This window comes from Rhodococcus sp. FW305-130 (genome assembly GCF_058788335.1).
This window is the reverse complement of record NZ_JBYTAP010000006.1, coordinates 114,454-131,874: the sequence shown is the minus strand read 5'-3', so window position 1 is coordinate 131,874 and position 17,421 is coordinate 114,454. Positions and strand designations below refer to the sequence as shown.

The window sequence follows — 17,421 nt, the reverse complement described above, 5'->3', positions numbered from 1 at the left end:
CAACCGCCCCAATCATTATGGAGAATGAACTGGTGATCGTCGCAGTAGAAGGACCCAGCGCCGCCGGCAAGACCACCTGGTGCCGAACCCAACTCGGTGGACAAACGGCAGCGGAAGGATTCGTCGCCGAGTATCAGCCCACGGGGCGCGAGCCGGACGGCACGGATCTCGACGTCCAGGCAAGTTACTGGGCAACCGTCAATTCGAAGCGATGGTCGCAAGCGGAAGAACTCGAATCGAGAACCGGGATCGCGCTCTGCGACAGCGACCCGCTGAAACTGCACTACAGCTGGTGTCTCGCCGCGGTGGGCGCCGCACCTCGGGAGCGATTCGAGTACGAGCTCGAGGCAGTCGAGACGGCTTTTACGCGCCTCGAACTGGGTCTCGCGGATCTGACCGTCATCTCGATACCGTCACCGAAGCAACTTCGACTGCAGCGCGAAGGAGACCCCAGCCGCCGACGACGGCATTTCGAGCTTCACGCGGCGCTCGCCGAGCCGCTCACCCACTGGTACTCGGCGGTGGACAGGGTGGATCCAGGTCGCGTTCTGTGGGGCTTCCCGACACTGCTCGATCTTTCGCGCTGTCCCCCACCTCGATCGGATCGCAGCGATCCGGGCCTCTTGCGCGCGATGATCAACGAGTTGCCGCCACTCCCCAGATAGCAAGCGGCTACTCGATCTCAGCGCGCTCGTTCGACCCTGGCCTCGTCCCACACCGGAGACTCGCTCTCGTACACGTTCCCGTCCGATCCGAATACCAGGAACCTGTCGAACCCGCGCGCGAACCAACGATCGTGGGTTACCGAGATGACGGTGCCGGCAAACTGTGCGATGCCCTGTTCGAGCGCGTCAGCCGAATGAAGGTCGAGGTTGTCTGTCGGCTCGTCGAGCAGCAACATCGTGGCGCCGGAAAGCTCGAGGAGCAGAATCTGCAGGCGCGCCTGCTGTCCGCCGGACAGGTCGTCGTACTTCTGTTCGGCTGCTTGGGACAATCCGTAACGGTCGAGCGCGCGGCTCGCCGCTTCACGCCCCATTCCGTTTCGGTGTTCGTCGCCCATGTGCAGGATCTCGAGCAGCGTGTTCCCGGTCAGATCAGGCCTGGAATGGGTCTGCGCAAACAATCCGGGACGTACCCGGGCACCCAGCGTCGCAGTACCCCCGTGCTCGACCGGCGCGATGTCGAGCGCCTCGACGGGCAGATGCTCGGTCCCCGGATCGGTCCCACCACCCGCCAAGAGACGAAGGAAATGTGACTTCCCGGATCCATTGGAGCCCAGCACGGCAACCCGATCTCCGTACCAGATCTCGGTGTCGAAAGGCTTCATCAATCCGGTCAGCTCGAGATCCTGACATACCAACGCGCGCTTGGCGGTTCGCCCGCCCGCCAGCCGAACTGTCACCTTCTGCTGAAGTGGAATCGCTTCGGGTGGCCCTGCCTCCTCGAACTTCGCCAACCTGGTTTGCGAGGCGTGATACCGCGCAGCGACGCCGTCGTTGAACTTGGCCTTTTCACGCAATCGCAGAACCAGGGCACGCAGTTTCGCGTGCTCCTCGTCCCAGCGTCGACGCAGTTCTTCGAATCGAGCGTTGCGATCCTCGCGGGCCTGGTGGTAGCTGGCCAGCCCAGCGCCGTGGGTCCACGACGTTGCGCCGCTGATTCCGGGCTCGAGCGTCACGATGTGGGTGGCCGCGTTGGCGATCAGTTCGCGGTCGTGGCTGACGAACAAAACCACTTTCGACGATTCCGAGATCGTCTTTTCCAGCCATCGCTTGCCCGGAACATCGAGGTAGTTGTCCGGCTCGTCCAGCAGGAGTGCGTCGTCGGGCCCAGCGAACAGTGCTTCGAGAACCAACCGTTTCTGCTCGCCACCGCTGAGCGAGTTGGCCGCGCGCCACTTCGCACGGTCATAAGGAACACCGAGAGCCGCGGTAGTGACCTTGTCCCAGAAGTCTTCGGTCTCGTAGCCGCCCACATCGGCCCAATCGGCCAGCGCATGCGAATACTTCATTTGAGTTGATTCCTCGTCGCGCTCGATCATCGCGTTTTCTGCCGTATCGAGCGCCAGTGCTGCATCCCGGATCCGCGCCGGAGAGACGGACAACAGAAGATCGCGCACGGTGGACTCGTCGCGAACCTGGCCGACGAATTGCCGCATCACGCCCAGTGTTCCGGATCGAGTGACAGCTCCCTCGTCGGCGACGGCGTCTCCGGCGACAATCCGAAGCAATGTCGTCTTACCAGTCCCGTTGGGCCCGATCAGTGCAGTCTTTGCACCGTTTCCGACCCGAAAGCTGACACCGCTGAGCAGTTGTCGACCATCAGGAAGGAAGTAGTCGACGTCGGCGATGTTGAGGTGGGTCACGCTCTCAAGGGAACCCTACCCACGGCGATCTGCCAAACCATTATTCCTGCCTTCGCTGTCGAGTTCACGACCGTCATGGGATCGTCCGACCGCATCGAGCGCCGCCAGATATCCGAAAACCATTGCGGGACCGATAGTTGCACCTGGACCGGCATAGGTATGACCCATGACCGGCGAGCTGGTATTACCTGCTGCGTAGAGCCCGTCGATGACCGAACCGTCGGCGCGCAACGCTCGCGCGCGAGCGTCCGTGTTGATGCCGCCTTTGGTCCCCAGGTCTCCGGGCACCATCTTCGCGGCATAGAACGGACCCTTCGTGAGTTCTCCGAGGCTGGGGTTGGGCTTGTTGGTGCAGTCGCCGTAGTAGTGGTCGTATCTGCTTGTCCCACGGCCGAAGTCGCGATCGACTCCGTCCCGCGCGTGACTGTTGAATCGTGTGATGGTCGCGGACAGCGCATCGCCCGGCACTCCGATCTCGGCAGCGAGTTCGGCAATCGATCCAGCTCGCACGATCGCACCCGATTCGATCCACGACCGAGGTATCGGCCTGCGCGCCGGCACTCCCGCGAACAGATAACGGTCACGATACGTCTGATCGAAGATCAGCCAAGCGGGGATGTTTTCAGCGGGTCCTTCACCTCGGCCGTACTTTCCGCCGAACATGGCGTGCGCGGCTTCGACGTAGGGAAGCGACTCGTTCATGAAGCGCTGACCGCTGGCGTTGACCATCAGGCTTCGAGGCAACGAGCGTTCCGCCAAGGCGAACCACGGGCCTTTGGGCAGCGGAATCGACGGGGCCCACCACGCGTCGTCCATGTACGAAATTGCCGCATCGACGCGTAGAGCTGCACGTATACCGTCTCCGGTATTGGTCGGCGCCCCGAGAGTCCACTGCGCACTACTCGGCCGGCGCTGATACTCGCCTCGCATGTCGTCGTTGTTGTCGAACCCGCCGCACGCGAGGATGACACCGCATCGAGCGTGCATGGTTCTCTGCACTCCCCCGGACTCGAGTCGCGCACCCACGACACGATCATTGTCGGTAACCAAATCCACAAGCCTCGTTCCGAGCTCGACCGTCACTCCGGCGTCCCGAACTCCGAGCATCAGTTCCGCCATGAGCGCCGGCCCGAGCCCGATCAGCTTCTTCTTCCGAGCTTTTGCGACCAGGGATCTCATTCCCACCCGAAGCATTCGCACCGGCCCCCGCCAATGCCGAACCCCCGTGCTCAGCCAACGGTAATCAGATTGTTGGACAACCATGTTGAGCGGCACCTTCATGTACGGCGGATGAAGGGTCGCGAGATCGTCGCCCAGAGCTCGCGCGTCGAACGGGCGCGGCTCGCACGAGCGGCCGCTTGCAAGTCCGCCAGGTGCCTCGGGAAAGTAGTCGGAGTAACCCTTCACCCATTCGAGCTCGAGTGCAGAGTGCCGAATCAGGAAATCGAGGGCTTCCGGGCCTCGATCGATATACGTGTCGATACGGTCGGTGTCTGCATCCTCTCCGACAATGCTCTTCAGATATGTTCGCGCAGAGTCGATATCATCCGCCGGCGCCTCGCGGCGAAGTATCGAGTTTCCCGGAATCCACACTCCGCCCCCGGACCGGGACGACGAACCGCCCCAGTACTCCGACTTCTCCACGAGAATTGTCGAGAGTCCGTTGCGGGCTGCAGTGATGGCTGCGGACATGCCGGCAGCCCCCGATCCCACAACGATCACATCCACCGCTGGTACATCCACTACCGAGAGCTCGGAGTTTCGAGAGTTCTCGTTCATCACTGGTCACGACCTTTCATGTCATCGTCATCCTGCGTGCGCCACCGGGATCCCTGAACCGCGTCGAGTGCCCCCTCGACGCACACGGGAAGTGATGCCCCACGCTTCTGGGGGTTACGTATCCATTGCCGATAGCCGAACTCCGCCGCCGCCAACATCAAGTGAACGAGTAGTCCTGGTCGGCTGTCATTTTCAGGATCGAGTTGCATTCGTTGTGCCACCAACTCCACCAACCGATCACGATGCTCGGGCGCGATCAGAGCGACTCGATCCATCAGGTGCGGCGCGGTGCGGAACGCTGCTCGCCACTGATCGATCTCCGCGGACTCGAAAGCATTGGAACGCTCGAGGATTGCCCGCGAGATCGCAAGATCAGCCGACTGAGATGCCGGGCGATCCTCGAGCAGTGTCACGATCCCGGCACCGCCCTGCCTGACCGGGTCCAACAGCAGATCCTCTTTGTTACGAACGTGCCGGAAGTACGTACTCGCCGACACCCCCGCTGCTGCCGCAATCTGCTCGGTGGTCACATCCTCGAAACCGTCACGCGCGAACAGATCGAATGCCGCACGTTGAATGTCTGCTCGCACCTGCAACCGTTGTCTCTCCCGTAGTGACATCAGCAACGTCCTCCCGCCTCGGCCGAGATCCGGCCATTCTCGATAATGGGAGTCTCACCTATTGTGACAGTCACTGTCAATATCCAATTCTCTGTCAGATATCAGCAGACCTCGGCATTTCGTTGACAGGGCATTCGATGCCACGACAAGCTTCGAAGATGAAACGATGGTTCGCGGCGGGCTTCGGAACGGCGATCGTCTCGCGATCACTTCTGCGCAAAGCACTCATCTTCAAGTTCCGACGCGACGTACGTGCACTCAATTCCGGCAATTACCGGCCGCTGTTGAATTCCTATCACCACCACGCGGTGCTCAGATTCGCCGAGGGTGATCATCGGTGGGCAGGAGTGCATGCCGGACGGGACCAAATCGAGACGTTTCTCCAGGAATTTGTCGACGCGGGGCTTCAAGGCGCGGTCACCGAAGCGTATTTCGGTGGTCCGCTCTGGCGCATGACACTGCTCGCCCGATTCGACGACCGAGCCCGTGGCCCGGACGGCGCCGTCATCTATCAAAATCGAACAGTGCTTCTCGTTCGAACCAAGTGGGGAAGAATCGTCGAGCAGGAGGACTACTACGAGGACACCGCCAGAATCGGTGACTTCGACAGACGGCTCCGCGAAATCGAAGCCGGACGAGCCTGTGGCACAGTCGCGGAATGACGGACGTCAGGATTGACCGCCACCGGAAACTATCAGCATTCCTGTCTTCCCGGAACGATGTCGAACTGGCCCGACTGGTCGACACCGCTCGAGTCTCGAGCGTAGGCGTGGGCGGCGCCGCAGGACTCGTCGGTGTCTGCGAAAACAGGTTCGACAGCGTTCCGGTCTTCACCAAACGCATCCCACTGACCGAACAGGAACTCGCCGACGTGGGCTCTACTTCCAACCATTTCGACTTGCCGACGTTCTGCCAGTACGGCATTGGGGGCCCGAGCTTCAACGCCTGGCGAGAGCTGGCCGCGAACGTCATGGTCACAGAGGCCGTTCTGGCCGGCGAAACACAGTCGTTCCCAATGCTTTACCACTGGCGGGTGCTGCCCGGTCGATCGCCGGTTGCACTCGAACACGCCGACATCGCTTCCGTTCCCACCGCCTGCGCCAGTAGTGAAGCGCGGGTCCGCCTCGAAGCACTCGCCACTGCGCCGTGCAGCCTCGTACTGTTCTGCGAGTACATCGCACACCCGATCTCGGATTGGCTGCAAGACAACCCGGCCGCCAAAGCTGCCGAAGTCGAGCGACAGTTTTCGGAGATCGTGGCGTTCTTACGCGATCGACAGTTGCTGCACATGGACGGCCATTTCGGCAACATGCGCACCGATATGGAGCGGATCTACCTCACCGACTTCGGACTGGCCACATCCCCACACTTCGACCTGTCGACTACCGAACATGACTTCGTCCGGCGCCATGCCACCCATGACGCCGACTACGCCGCCATGCTTCTGGTCAACTGGCTGGTCACCGAGGTCTGCGGAGTGCCGAGACCGAAACACGGCGGACCAGTCGCCCGCAACCAGTACGTACGACGATGCGCCACAGGTCATGTCCCAGGTGATGTGGCACCGGAGGTGGCCGCGATCTTGACCCGGCACGCGCCCGCCGCTGCGAGAATGAACGACTTCTACTGGCGATTGTTCGACGGCGACTTCGATGCGCCCTACCCTCATGCCGCGGCAGTTCCGACTTCCGGTCGAGGACAGGGTTTTCCCTGAACTGCCGTCTCCACATCTCAGGGTCCATGTCATCCTCCGGACCGATGTGCTGGTCAGCGCCGTAGGGCACAGTTCTCATCATGATTGAACTGAGGGGATTGACCAAGGTTTACGGACCGACGAAAGCGGTGGACGATTTGTCGTTCACGGTCAAGCCGGGCATCGTGACGGGCTTTCTGGGCCCGAACGGTGCGGGTAAGTCGACGACGATGCGGATGATTCTGGGTTTGGATCAGCCGACGTCGGGTGCGGCGTTGATCGAGGGCAAGCCGTACCGGGAGTTGAAGACGCCGTTGCGGACGGTGGGCGCGTTGTTGGATGCGAAGTGGGTGCATCCCAATCGCAGTGCGCGGGCGCATCTGCAGTGGATGGCCGCTTCGAACGGGATCCCGAAGTCCCGCGTGGACGAGGTGCTCGGGTTGGTCGGGTTGTCCGAGGTGGCGGGCAAGAAGGCCGGCGGGTTCTCGTTGGGTATGTCGCAGCGTCTCGGGTTGGCGGGTGCGTTGTTGGGTGATCCGAAGGTGTTGTTGTTCGACGAGCCGGTCAACGGTCTCGATCCGGAGGGCATCGTCTGGATTCGTAAGTTCATGCAGCGGTTGGCGGCCGAGGGCCGCACGGTGCTGGTGTCGAGTCACCTTCTCTCGGAGATGGCGTTGACGGCGGAGCAGTTGGTGGTGATCGGCCGGGGTCGGTTGATCTCGGATTCGACGGTCGCGGAGTTCGTGGATCGCTCGTCGGAGTCGACGGTGCGCGTGCGCAGCCCACAATTGGACGCTCTCCATGCCGCATTGACTGCCCACGGACTGACTGTCCGCGAGGAGCATTCAGGATCGGAGCCGGTGTTGGTGGTGGTGGATTCGACCACTGATGTGATCGGGGGTCTGGCTGGTTCGCAGGGAATCGTGTTGCACGAGTTGGCGTCTGTGCAGGGGTCGCTCGAGGACGCGTTCATGAAGTTGACCGGAGACGATGTCCAGTACCACGCATCCGGTATCGATCCGGGTGCCGGAGCCCACCACACAAACACACAGCACGCTATGGGAGGTGCACTGTAATGGCTGTTCTCAGTGCTGAACGTATCAAGATCACCACGACCAAGTCGCCGCTGTGGTGCACGATCACAATCATCGTCCTAGGGTTGGGCGTCGCCTGGATGATCGGGCGTTCGTCGAGTTCGAGCATCCAGGCGTACAACGACGAAGCCGCATCAGGAACTCCTGATTTCGAGAAGTTCCTCCCCACGTTCAATGAAGCGGGACTGGGAGTTTCCGGCTTCGGCGTCATGGTCCTGATGATCATGGCGGCCCTCGCGATTACCAGCGAATACCGCTTCGGCATCATCCGCACCACCTTCCAGGCCATCCCGAGCCGGGCTTCGGTCCTGATCGCCAAAGCCGGCCTGATCGGCGCCTTCGGCGCGGCGCTGTCCTTCGTTCTCATGCTCGGCGCGGTATTCATCACCAAAGCTGCTGCAGGCTCTGAAGGTTCCACCAATCTGGCGCTCGACAACGCCGATGCCTGGCGCGCCGTCTACGGCGTACCGATCTTCGCCTTCCTCTGCGTTGTCCTTGCCATCGCCGTCGGAGCACTCCTGCGGCAATCTGCCGGCGCTATTGCATTGCTCCTGCTCTGGCCGCTGCTCATCGAGAGCCTGTTCGGCATGTTCGGATCCTTCGGTAGAAACGTCACACCGTTCCTCCCGTTCGCCAACGCCGACCACTTCCTCTCTTCGGGTTCGAGCACCAATTTCCATTGGGGCCCTTGGGGAAGCCTGTTCTACTTCGCAGCATTTGTGCTGGTGGTTTTCGGAATCAGCATCGCCGTCGTCAACAAGCGCGACGCCTGACCTAACACCAAGACTGGCCGTACCGGAGATGTTCCGGTGCGGCCAGTTTCTTGTTGCCACAACCGCGGTCCACAGAAGTTAGGATAGGCTCACTTCCATCTGATTCGGCAACGAACTGAGGCAACGGACAGCGATGCAGACTCTGACAACCCAGACTATTTCCACTCCGGGCACCGAAATGCGTGTGTGGCGCACGCCGGCGCTCGATCGGAAATGCGTGGTCTTTCTGCATGGCGCCGGAGTTGATCATCGAATGTTCGACGACCAGGTCGCGGAACTCGCGGGCGCCTATTCCCTGTTCCTGCCCGACCTACGCGGTCAAGGGCTGTCGATTCTCGAGGAAGGCCACCGCGCCACTCTCGACACTGTGATCGACGACGTGAAGGTCATGCTCGACTCGCTCGGAATCGATCGCGCAAGCATCGTCGGACACTCGTTCGGCGGAAACATCGCGCAGGAGTTCACCCATCGTCATGCGAATCGAGTAGACAAGCTCGTCATGATCGGCAGCCCTGGCCAGCACCGGGAAATGAGTGGAACCGCTGCCTCGGCGATCAAAATCGGCACGCATTTGTATCGACGGATTCCGTGGGGTCCCTTTGCCTTTTACAGTGGCCGGTGGTCGAGTCGAAATCCCGCAACTCGCAGATACGTTGCAGACTGCATGCTGGCCGCCGGACGGCAGACCTGGCTGGATCTGGGAACAAGCGGGTTCGCGTCACTCTGCCCGGTGGATACGGCACCCCGAAAGGAGACCCTCCTGATGCGGGGAGAGGTCGACATGCCGCGCCAACTCGATCGAATCTACGACGCCCTGAGCGACCAGCTACCGGACCTGATTCGCCGGGTGGTGATCACCGGCGTCGGACATCAATGCACACAGGACAATCCGGAAGAGGTCAACCGCGCGCTGGTCGAGTTCTTGGCAGACTGACCTCACGTGTCAGCGTTCCAGGTGCGCGGCAAGCTCTTTCATCCAATCGAGGAATGCCGGCGGGCCGTCGAACTGGACGCCGTCGACAGCAGCCACTTCCGGTGCAATGTCATCGCCCTTGACCACCAACGCTTCTCCACCCGAGGCAAGGACAGCAGCAAAGGCAGGTAGGTCACCACGGTCGTCGCCCGCGTACGCGACGACGTCGACGCCTGCGGTGGCGATCACGCGAAGGAGGCCTGTCCCCTTGTCCTCCTCAACGGGTGGACGCAATTCTTCGACCAACTTGCCGGGCTCACGCCGCAACCCGGTCCGGCTCGCGATTTCTGTCGTCGCTGCTTCCACCAGGCGCTGCGCGACCGCTCGATCCGCGGCCCGACGCCAATGCACAGCCACCGCAAGGCCTTTGCTCTCGACGTGGATGCCAGGAACTGACTGAGAGTCGAACAGGCGACGCAGTTCGGCTTCTGCTTCGGCGACGGCATCACTGAACGCAGCGACGGCCGGAAGCACTTCGATTCCGTTCTCCGTCCAGGTCTCGACGCCGTAGGAACCCATGAGAACAACCGAATCCAGACTCAGTCGTTCTCGCAAGAACGACGCCGGCCGTCCCGAGAGCAAGCCCACCACGCCGAAGTGCCTCGACAAAGTCGCGAGCACCTCCTCGGCACCGGGCAGGAGCGCACTGGCCGACGGATCGTCGACGATAGGTGCAAGCACGCCGTCGAAATCCATCACCAGCCCACACCGAGCTGGATCGGACGTGAGTCGGAGGATGACGTCCGAAGCGGTTCGCATGGTTCGAGTGTGCCAAATCGATCGCACCCGCATAACCAACACCGGATCAGAATGTAATCTCTGCCACTTCGTCCAGGTTGTCCGGAAAGCGCAGGGTGAGCCGTGTCCACTCCCCTCCGGCGCCGCTTCTCTCCGATACAGTTCTCACGACGCTTACCAACTGGGGGGTAATGATGAGCGAATTGACTGTCGTCACTGACGACATCCGAAGGTACGGCTCGACGTCGGCCGAAGCTGCAGGACACATCGCGCAGGCCGCCGCCGTCGATCTGGGCGCCAACATCGCGGCAGTCGCACCAGCCGTCGGTCCTGTCGGCATCGAGTTTCTCGCGGCATTCGCGCGCGCCCAGGCAACTCACACCAAAGATGTTGCAGCACTGGCGACCTTCTACGCCGGCAACGCAGCAACGGCGAGTGCAGCCGCTCAGGCCTACGACACCACAGATCTTTCAACCGCGTCAGATCTCGCCGGCATCGCTGGATCGACGGACGTGACCGCGTGAACAGCGATCGCGTCGACACCGATCGCATGAACACCGAAGACGACTCGACGACGGTCCTCGAATTCCTTCAAAGTGGTGCTCCGGCCCCGGCATTGCCGAACAACACGGTCGAATCGATGCTCGCCGGCATACCGGTTCCGGCATTACCCGGAATCGAAGATCTGTTCGCGCCGTTGATCGAACTCGGGAAGAGCCTCGGCACCGGCACTTTTGCCGGCACCGATCCCGTCGGCATCTTCAACCAGGCGTCCACTCTCATCGACCAAGCCATGGGATTGTCCCAAAGGGCGGTCGCCGAGGTGGGCCAGACCTGGAACAGCACCGGCAGTGAAGCCGCGACCGAACTGTCGCGATCCGCCCAGAACAGCGGCGCAGAATTGAGCGAACGCGGAACCGCGATATCGAAAACCGCTGCTGCCGCCGCGGAATCGGTGCAGCGAGGCAACGCGAATCTCGCGGCGATCGCGCAGTCCTTCGCGACCACGGTTGCAGCTGCTGCACCGATCGCGTGGACACCACCAGGACAGGCGATGCTGATTGCCTCCGCAGCCGAACACATGCAGGCAGCCGTCGCTGCGGTGACACAGACTCGCGGGGAAATGCTCGGGCACACCGCTGCCATGAACGCCCTTGCCGGGTCGATCCCCGTGCCGACTCCACCGATCGGTGAGGCTCTCGCCAACCTTGCCACTCCGGAGGCGCTCGCCGACGCCGCCCGTCAGATCGCCCAACCTCTGGCGGCATCAGCCGCGTCGGCATCGCCGCTGTCTGGATCGCAGCTGTCTGGATCGACCGATGCCGGCGACGCACCGTTATCCGCGCACTCAGGAACCGATGCCGTTCGGACCGCGGCAGCGCAGGCAGGCGCCGGACTTCCGACCGGCGTCGACAAGCTGTGGGGCGCAGGCAATTCATCGACGTCACTCGCAGCCGGCGGGTCGCCGTCGCCCAGTGCGACAGCGAGCTCCGGCGGAGCATGGGTGGGTGGAAGCGGCACTACCGGTGGAACGATGAGAGGCGCAGCGGGAGTTGCTGCAGTTCAACCGGTTCCGGTAGCAACGCCCGGCCTGGGTGCACCATCTTCGGCGGTCGGCAGTAGCGGCATATCGCCGGGCGGCATGATGGGCGGCGGTCCTCGCGGAACGCGGGACGACGAGTCGTCACGCACGACTCCGGGGTATCTCGTCAGCGCCGGTGACGAAAACTCGATGGTCGACGATCTACCGATGGTGTCACCGCCCGTGCTCGGTGCCGAGAATCCCGATCAGTACCTGTTCCGAGATCTCTGATCGGGACTCCCCGGCCGGGGCGGCATTACAACCTCAAACGAAGCCCAACTCCCGTACCGCCGCACGCTCCTGCTCCAATTCGCTGACGGACAGGTCAATCCGTTCGCGTGAGAAGTCGTCGATCGCGAGATCCGGAACGATAGCGAATTCACCATCGGCACAGGTCACCGGGAAGGACGAGATCAATCCTTCGGGCGCCCCGTAGGAACCGTCCGAACAGACGGCCATGGATACCCAGTCGTCCTCGGCCGTTCCGATCACCCAGTCGCGGACGTGGTCGATCGACGCGCTGGCCGCACTTGCCGCAGAGGACGATCCACGCGCAGCAATGATGGCGGTGCCTCGTACCTGCACAGTCGGGATGAAATCGTTCTCCACCCAGTCTCGGTCGTTGATCACCGCGAGCGCAGGCTCACCCGCGACGGTCGCGTGGGACAGGTCCGGGTACTGCGTCGCCGAATGGTTTCCCCAGACGGACACCTTGCGCACCGACGACGCACGAACGCCGGTCTTCTTCACCACCTGCGCAATCGCTCGGTTGTGGTCGAGGCGCGTCAGCGCACTGAACCGAGTATCGGGTACATCCGGCGCGTTGTTCATCGCGATGAGAGCGTTGGTGTTGGCCGGGTTTCCGACGACCAGCACCTTGACGTCCGAGGCTGCGTTGTTGTTGATCGCCTTCCCATGCGCTGTGAAAATAGCGCCGTTCGCGCTCAGCAAGTCGGCGCGCTCCATCCCCTTGCTCCGCGGACGTGCACCGACCAGCATCCCGACGTTCGCGCCGGAGAAGGCGACATCGGGATCGTCGGTGATGTCGATGGAGCTCAGCAAGGGAAATGCGCCGTCTTCGAGCTCCATCGCGACGCCTTCGGCAGCGGACACGGCGGCGGGAATCTCGAGCAGTCGAAGTTTGATCGGTACGTCAGCGCCGAGCATCTCCCCCGCAGCTATGCGGAAAAGCATGCCGTAGGCGATCTGACCCGACGCTCCGGTCACCGTGACGGTTACGGGCGCAATACTCATTGCCGACTCCTCACCTGCCGTTTTCACGACTGTCCGTTCTACAACGCTGTAAGAACGGTTTCCACGCTAGTCGAGTAATCCGGCCACTTCGTGGTCTGTCAGTGTGGTTCTCGGCACTCGTCCCTCCGCCGTCACGAGTTCGACGGCGCGGTAGAGCGGACGCTCGGCCAGTCCGGCGCCGCGGGCTTCGGCACGCAACTGTTCGATCAGCACCGAGGACAACGCGGCAGCCGGTACCAACTCACTGGCCGCCAGGGCGTCGGCGAGCTTGCGGAGTGCAAGGATCTCCAATTCGCGCCCGCCCCCTGCCGTGTAGAGCGCGAGCGGTATTCGCACGGTGGACCGACCGTCACCGAGTGTCAGGCTGACCTCGCTGATCCGGCCGGATCGCACCGTCAACGCCGCCGTGAGCACCTCGGCCACATCGACGTCGTTGGTGCGAAAACCAGCTTGTGCTCGAATCCTGTTGCCATACAAGGTGATATGCCGGCGCAGCGTCATCAGAATCGCCATTGACGTCGGAACCGCGATGACGGCACCGACGATCACTCCGACCGTCATCGTCGAGAACACACTGACGATCAACCCGACGACCACACCGAAGACCACAACAACAACGGCGAACTTCTTCAGCCGCGGCGCGATCAACGCCACGGGAACCAGATCGAGCGAAACCGGTTCAGCCTCAGTGCTCAACGAGATCCCCGAGCTTGTCGACAACTTGGTCGAGCGGCACCGTCTCCTGCTCACCTGTCGCCAATTGTTTGACAACGACAACGCCCTCTTCGAGCTCGCGCTCGCCGAGAACCAACGCGACTGCGGCGCCCGAGCGATCGGCCGCTTTCATCGAGCCCTTGACGCCACGATTTCCGTACGCCAGGTCGACGCGAATCCCATTGGCACGCAACTGGTGTGCGATCTTCACCAGTGCCGCCTTCGCCTCGGCTCCCATCGGTACACAGAAGACGTCGACACGTGCCGGTGGCGCAACCGACTTACCCTCGGCCTCGAGCGCGAGAACCGTGCGGTCGACGCCGATTCCGAACCCGATCCCCGAGAGCGGCTGTCCGCCCAGCTGTTCCATCAGTCCGTCGTAACGACCACCACCACCGATTCCGGACTGCGCGCCCAGTCCGTCGTGCACGAATTCGAAGGTCGTCTTGGTGTAGTAGTCGAGGCCGCGGACCATGCGCGGGTTGACGACGTAGGGAACTCCCAAGGCGTCGAGGTGCGCTAGTACCTCGTCGAAGTGCGCCTTGCAGCTCTCCGAGAGGTGATCGAGCATGAGCGGTGCGCCGGCCGTCATCTCGCGTACATCTGGGCGCTTGTCGTCGAGCACCCGAAGCGGGTTGATCTCGGCGCGTCGACGTGTGTCTTCGTCGAGCGGAAGTGCAAAGAGAAACTCCTGCAGCAGTTCGCGGTACTGCGGTCGGCAGGTGTCATCGCCGAGAGAGGTGATTTCGAGGCGGAAGCCGTCGAGCCCCAACGACCGGAATCCGGCGTCGGCGATCGCGATGACCTCAGCGTCGAGCGCGGGGTCGTCGATCCCGATGGCCTCGACGCCGACCTGCTGCAACTGGCGGTAGCGGCCGGCCTGCGGGCGCTCGTAGCGGAAGAACGGGCCCGCGTAGCTGACCTTGACCGGCAACTGTCCACGATCGAGGCTGTGCTCGATGACGGCACGCATGACACCGGCGGTTCCCTCGGGACGCAACGTCACCGAACGGTCACCGCGATCGGCGAACGTGTACATCTCTTTGCTGACGACGTCGGTCGACTCGCCGACACCGCGCGCGAACAGGCCGGTGTCCTCGAAGATCGGCAATTCGATGTGGCCGTACCCGGCCAACCTGGCGGCGCGCGTCAAACCGTCACGAACGGCGACGAATTCGGCTGACTGCGGCGGAACGTAGTCCGGAATTCCCTTGGGTGCAGAGAAGGTGCTGGCTTTACTCACGAGAGGTACTTTTCCTTATTTCTGTGCGCTGAGTCCAACGAGAAACGGGTTCGAGCTTCGCTCGGCGCCGATCGAACTGTTGCCACCGTGCCCGGGCAGGACCACGGTCTCGTCACCGAGTACCAGTAGCTTGCGGGCGATCGAAGCGAGCAACTGCTCGTGATTTCCGCCTGGCAGGTCGCTGCGCCCGATGGAACCCTGGAACAGGGTGTCACCTGTGAACGCCAAGTCCACGGGCCCGCTCTCGGTGTTCGCCTGGGTGCGGAACACCACCGATCCCTGCGTGTGCCCGGGCGTGTGGTCCACGACGAACGTCATTCCGGCCTCGGTGATCTTGTCTCCGTCGCTCAGTTCGATCACCTCGTCCGGCTCCACGAACGTCATGCCCTGAATGAATTCCTTCATCGTCGGGCCGATCCCCCGTGCCGGATCGCTGAGCATGTAGCGATCCTCGGGATGGATGTAGGCGGGCACGGAGTACCGCTCGCAGACCTCGCGGGCCGACCACACATGATCGAGGTGACCGTGGGTCAGAAGTACTGCATTGACCGACATGTCCTTGGAGTCGAGATATTCGAAGAGCGGCTCGGCTGCATCCTGACCCGGATCGACGACTACGCATTCGCACGCGTCGTCCTGAGCGAGTATGTAGCAGTTGGTTTGGAACATCCCGGCCGGAAAACCAGTGACGAGCACGGGGGCAACTCCTCTTCGAAGGGTGGAAACGAACAACACGCTGTCGGTTACAGCCTAAGCTGCTGCCCCGCCAGTAAGTTCTCAGGTTGCAATGGGAGACTCTGACGACGAGTAGAGCCGCTTGCCGAAGCCGACCCCAGGGTGTCGCTCGGCGGGCCGACCACGATCCACCCGCGATACGGAGGACTACAGCAGTGCCGAGTAACGAGCAACGCCGCGAGGCGGCGAAACGCAAGCTCGAGCGTCAGCTCGAACGTCGCGCAGAACGTGCCCGCAAGCGCAAGCAGATGACGATAGCCGGAACTGCGCTCGGCGTGGTCGTCGTAGTCGGTGTCGTCGGTGGACTCATCTGGTTCAGCAATCGCAGTGACGACGACGCGAACACCACCAACACTGCTGCCGACGATTCGAGCCTCACGCCGCAGACCGCGGGCGCAATGCCGGCCGGTCTGTCGACGCCGCTGGCCGACACGGTTTCCTGCTCGTACCCGGCTGACGGCGCTACCGCGTCCAAGGCCAACAACCCTCCTCGTACCGACGGGATTCCCACCACCGCGCCGGACGCGACGCCGAGCATCAGCGTCGAGACCTCGCAGGGAAACATCGGGCTCACGCTCGACGGAACGAAGTCTCCGTGCACGGTCAACAGCTTCGTGAGCTTGGCGCAGCAGGATTACTTCAACGACACCACCTGCCACCGCATGACGACGAGCCCCTCGCTCCAGGTTCTGCAGTGCGGTGACCCGTCGGGCACCGGCACCGGCGGACCGGGCTACGGATTCGACAACGAGTTCCCCACCACGGCGTACGCCACCACCGACCCGGCAGCGCAAGAGCCCGTCACCTACGCGCGCGGCACGGTTGCGATGGCCAACACCGGGGCACCCGGTAGCAACGGCAGCCAGTTCTTCCTCGTCTACGGCGACTCACAACTCCCGCCGCAGTACACGGTTTTCGGCACGATCGACGAGACCGGTCTCGCCACTTTGGACAAGGTCGCGGCCGGCGGATCGACACCAGAGGGTGACGGCAAGCCGAATCTGACCACCGACATCAAGACAGTAAGGCTCGACTGATGCGACGTAATCCTGTGATGCGCTTTCCTGTAGTTATTGCCGCTGCAAGCGCCGCAGCGCTGCTTCTGGCTGGTTGTTCCAGTGATTCCGGTAGCTCGGACTCGCCGTCCAGCACCTCCAAGGCGAAGACGACAACGGCTGCCATGCCGCCGCTCGACATGTCACAGTTCGACGCACTCCCGCCTGTCCCGACTCCGGCGTCGGCGACTGTCGACTGCTCGTACCCGAGCGCGGCGGGCGCTGCAAAGACCGTCAATCCGCCGAACTCCACGGGCGTGTCCACCGAGGGAACCGTCAACGTCGCGCTCACGACTACGGCCGGCCCGATCGGGATGGAACTGAATCGCGCAGCAGCCCCCTGCACTGTCAACAGCATCGTGAGCCTGACCGAGCAGAAGTATTTCGACGACACCCCGTGCCATCGACTCTCGACGATGCCGGGTCTGCAGATTCTCCAATGCGGCGACCCGTCGGGTAAGGGCACCGGTGGACCGGGGTACCAATTTGCAAACGAGTACCCCACGACCACATACGCTGGGAACGACCCGGCGCTGTCGCTGCCGGTCGTCTACCCCCGTGGCACTCTGGCGATGGCTCATTCGTCCGTACCTGACAGCAACGGTAGCCAGTTCTTCCTCGTCTACGAGGATTCGATGCTGCCGCCTGACTACACGGTTTTCGGCACCATCGACGACTCCGGCCTGGCGACGATCGAGAAGATCGCAGCCGACGGCGACGACGGAGGCATGGGCGCAACCGGTGGCGGCGCACCCAACACCCCGATCACCATCGAGACTGCAGTAGTCGCCTAACCCTGCTGT

18 protein-coding genes are annotated in these 17,421 nt (G+C 62.6%); 10 read left to right on the top strand and 8 right to left on the bottom strand.

Annotation, left to right across the window (positions count from 1 at the left end; translation table 11 throughout):
• Positions 1 to 17 precede the first annotated feature (17 nt).
• The gene (locus AC3WQS_RS19820) at positions 18 to 665 is read left to right on the top strand and encodes a hypothetical protein (protein ID WP_030245609.1); all 648 of its coding nucleotides are present in this window, start codon (positions 18 to 20) and stop codon (positions 663 to 665) included.
• 17 nt (positions 666 to 682) lie between these two features.
• Here AC3WQS_RS19820 and AC3WQS_RS19815 read toward each other — a convergent pair whose 3' ends face one another.
• Genes AC3WQS_RS19815 through AC3WQS_RS19805 form a run of 3 tightly spaced genes read right to left on the bottom strand, consistent with a single transcriptional unit; the run spans position 683 to position 4,764 of the window.
• Complete coding sequence (locus AC3WQS_RS19815) at positions 683 to 2,365, bottom strand: ATP-binding cassette domain-containing protein (protein WP_020969548.1); 1,683 nt, start codon at positions 2,363 to 2,365, stop codon at positions 683 to 685.
• Positions 2,366 to 2,380: 15 nt separating this feature from the next.
• On the bottom strand, positions 2,381 to 4,144 hold the full coding sequence (gene kstD / locus AC3WQS_RS19810) for a 3-oxosteroid 1-dehydrogenase (protein WP_256064604.1): 1,764 nt from the start codon (positions 4,142 to 4,144) through the stop codon (positions 2,381 to 2,383).
• Positions 4,144 to 4,764: a TetR/AcrR family transcriptional regulator gene (locus tag AC3WQS_RS19805; protein ID WP_492712339.1), complete on the bottom strand. Its 621-nt coding sequence runs from the start codon at positions 4,762 to 4,764 to the stop codon at positions 4,144 to 4,146. The genes kstD and AC3WQS_RS19805 overlap by 1 nt, the downstream gene beginning before the upstream one ends.
• Before the next feature lie 158 nt (positions 4,765 to 4,922).
• Here AC3WQS_RS19805 and AC3WQS_RS19800 point away from each other — a divergent pair, with 158 nt between their 5' ends.
• From AC3WQS_RS19800 to AC3WQS_RS19780, 5 genes are all read left to right on the top strand, one after another.
• Positions 4,923 to 5,426, top strand: coding sequence for a nuclear transport factor 2-like protein (locus tag AC3WQS_RS19800; protein ID WP_230091149.1), 504 nt, complete (start codon positions 4,923 to 4,925; stop codon positions 5,424 to 5,426).
• Positions 5,423 to 6,478, top strand: a complete 1,056-nt coding sequence (locus tag AC3WQS_RS19795) for a BUD32 family EKC/KEOPS complex subunit (RefSeq protein ID WP_060938523.1) — start codon at positions 5,423 to 5,425, stop codon at positions 6,476 to 6,478. The genes AC3WQS_RS19800 and AC3WQS_RS19795 overlap by 4 nt, the downstream gene beginning before the upstream one ends.
• An 80-nt stretch (positions 6,479 to 6,558) precedes the next feature.
• The gene (locus tag AC3WQS_RS19790) at positions 6,559 to 7,533 is read left to right on the top strand and encodes an ABC transporter ATP-binding protein (protein ID WP_264610422.1); all 975 of its coding nucleotides are present in this window, start codon (positions 6,559 to 6,561) and stop codon (positions 7,531 to 7,533) included.
• A complete protein-coding gene (locus tag AC3WQS_RS19785) occupies positions 7,533 to 8,324 on the top strand; it encodes an ABC-2 transporter permease (RefSeq protein ID WP_019748317.1) in 792 nt (263 codons plus the stop codon). Before AC3WQS_RS19790 ends, AC3WQS_RS19785 begins: the two co-directional genes overlap by 1 nt.
• A 133-nt stretch (positions 8,325 to 8,457) precedes the next feature.
• Complete coding sequence (locus AC3WQS_RS19780) at positions 8,458 to 9,258, top strand: alpha/beta fold hydrolase (RefSeq protein ID WP_492712337.1); 801 nt, start codon at positions 8,458 to 8,460, stop codon at positions 9,256 to 9,258.
• Between the two features lie 9 nt (positions 9,259 to 9,267).
• On the opposite strand, the gene otsB is transcribed toward AC3WQS_RS19780, so the two are convergent.
• Positions 9,268 to 10,056: a trehalose-phosphatase gene (gene otsB / locus AC3WQS_RS19775; RefSeq protein ID WP_283308982.1), complete on the bottom strand. Its 789-nt coding sequence runs from the start codon at positions 10,054 to 10,056 to the stop codon at positions 9,268 to 9,270.
• A 173-nt stretch (positions 10,057 to 10,229) separates the two neighbouring features.
• Between otsB and AC3WQS_RS19770 the strand changes: the two genes are divergently transcribed.
• Both AC3WQS_RS19770 and AC3WQS_RS19765 read left to right on the top strand, forming a co-directional pair.
• On the top strand, positions 10,230 to 10,559 hold the full coding sequence (locus tag AC3WQS_RS19770; RefSeq protein WP_029255293.1) for a type VII secretion target: 330 nt from the start codon (positions 10,230 to 10,232) through the stop codon (positions 10,557 to 10,559).
• Complete coding sequence (locus tag AC3WQS_RS19765; RefSeq protein ID WP_492712336.1) at positions 10,556 to 11,848, top strand: hypothetical protein; 1,293 nt, start codon at positions 10,556 to 10,558, stop codon at positions 11,846 to 11,848. Before AC3WQS_RS19770 ends, AC3WQS_RS19765 begins: the two co-directional genes overlap by 4 nt.
• A 33-nt stretch (positions 11,849 to 11,881) precedes the next feature.
• On the opposite strand, the gene AC3WQS_RS19760 is transcribed toward AC3WQS_RS19765, so the two are convergent.
• The 4 genes from AC3WQS_RS19760 to AC3WQS_RS19745 form a co-directional block, all read right to left on the bottom strand.
• Positions 11,882 to 12,871 carry a malate dehydrogenase gene (locus tag AC3WQS_RS19760; protein WP_492712335.1) on the bottom strand — a complete coding sequence of 330 codons (990 nt, stop codon included), beginning with the start codon at positions 12,869 to 12,871 and terminating at the stop codon, positions 11,882 to 11,884.
• Positions 12,872 to 12,937: 66 nt separating this feature from the next.
• The gene (locus AC3WQS_RS19755; RefSeq protein WP_492712334.1) at positions 12,938 to 13,567 is read right to left on the bottom strand and encodes a hypothetical protein; all 630 of its coding nucleotides are present in this window, start codon (positions 13,565 to 13,567) and stop codon (positions 12,938 to 12,940) included.
• Positions 13,557 to 14,828 (bottom strand): histidine--tRNA ligase, encoded by a 1,272-nt coding sequence (hisS, locus tag AC3WQS_RS19750; protein ID WP_019748310.1) that lies wholly within the window; start codon positions 14,826 to 14,828, stop codon positions 13,557 to 13,559. The genes AC3WQS_RS19755 and hisS overlap by 11 nt, the downstream gene beginning before the upstream one ends.
• Positions 14,829 to 14,843: 15 nt before the next feature.
• Positions 14,844 to 15,524 (bottom strand): MBL fold metallo-hydrolase, encoded by a 681-nt coding sequence (locus AC3WQS_RS19745; RefSeq protein WP_019748309.1) that lies wholly within the window; start codon positions 15,522 to 15,524, stop codon positions 14,844 to 14,846.
• Between the two features lie 194 nt (positions 15,525 to 15,718).
• Here AC3WQS_RS19745 and AC3WQS_RS19740 point away from each other — a divergent pair, with 194 nt between their 5' ends.
• Both AC3WQS_RS19740 and AC3WQS_RS19735 read left to right on the top strand, forming a co-directional pair.
• On the top strand, positions 15,719 to 16,600 hold the full coding sequence (locus AC3WQS_RS19740) for a peptidylprolyl isomerase (RefSeq protein WP_047888380.1): 882 nt from the start codon (positions 15,719 to 15,721) through the stop codon (positions 16,598 to 16,600).
• Positions 16,600 to 17,412, top strand: coding sequence for a peptidylprolyl isomerase (locus AC3WQS_RS19735; protein ID WP_492712332.1), 813 nt, complete (start codon positions 16,600 to 16,602; stop codon positions 17,410 to 17,412). The genes AC3WQS_RS19740 and AC3WQS_RS19735 overlap by 1 nt, the downstream gene beginning before the upstream one ends.
• Positions 17,413 to 17,421 lie beyond the last annotated feature (9 nt).

Coding starts and splice junctions, on each gene's coding strand:
- AC3WQS_RS19780 (WP_492712337.1), top strand. CDS start 8,458: ATGCAGACTCTGACAACCCAGACTATTTCCACTCCGGGCACCGAAATG.
- AC3WQS_RS19760 (WP_492712335.1), bottom strand. CDS start 12,871: ATGAGTATTGCGCCCGTAACCGTCACGGTGACCGGAGCGTCGGGTCAG.
- AC3WQS_RS19785 (WP_019748317.1), top strand. CDS start 7,533: ATGGCTGTTCTCAGTGCTGAACGTATCAAGATCACCACGACCAAGTCG.
- AC3WQS_RS19770 (WP_029255293.1), top strand. CDS start 10,230: ATGAGCGAATTGACTGTCGTCACTGACGACATCCGAAGGTACGGCTCG.
- AC3WQS_RS19790 (WP_264610422.1), top strand. CDS start 6,559: ATGATTGAACTGAGGGGATTGACCAAGGTTTACGGACCGACGAAAGCG.
- otsB (WP_283308982.1), bottom strand. CDS start 10,056: ATGCGAACCGCTTCGGACGTCATCCTCCGACTCACGTCCGATCCAGCT.
- kstD (WP_256064604.1), bottom strand. CDS start 4,144: ATGAACGAGAACTCTCGAAACTCCGAGCTCTCGGTAGTGGATGTACCA.
- AC3WQS_RS19795 (WP_060938523.1), top strand. CDS start 5,423: ATGACGGACGTCAGGATTGACCGCCACCGGAAACTATCAGCATTCCTG.
- AC3WQS_RS19820 (WP_030245609.1), top strand. CDS start 18: ATGGAGAATGAACTGGTGATCGTCGCAGTAGAAGGACCCAGCGCCGCC.
- AC3WQS_RS19800 (WP_230091149.1), top strand. CDS start 4,923: ATGAAACGATGGTTCGCGGCGGGCTTCGGAACGGCGATCGTCTCGCGA.
- AC3WQS_RS19735 (WP_492712332.1), top strand. CDS start 16,600: ATGCGACGTAATCCTGTGATGCGCTTTCCTGTAGTTATTGCCGCTGCA.
- AC3WQS_RS19805 (WP_492712339.1), bottom strand. CDS start 4,764: ATGTCACTACGGGAGAGACAACGGTTGCAGGTGCGAGCAGACATTCAA.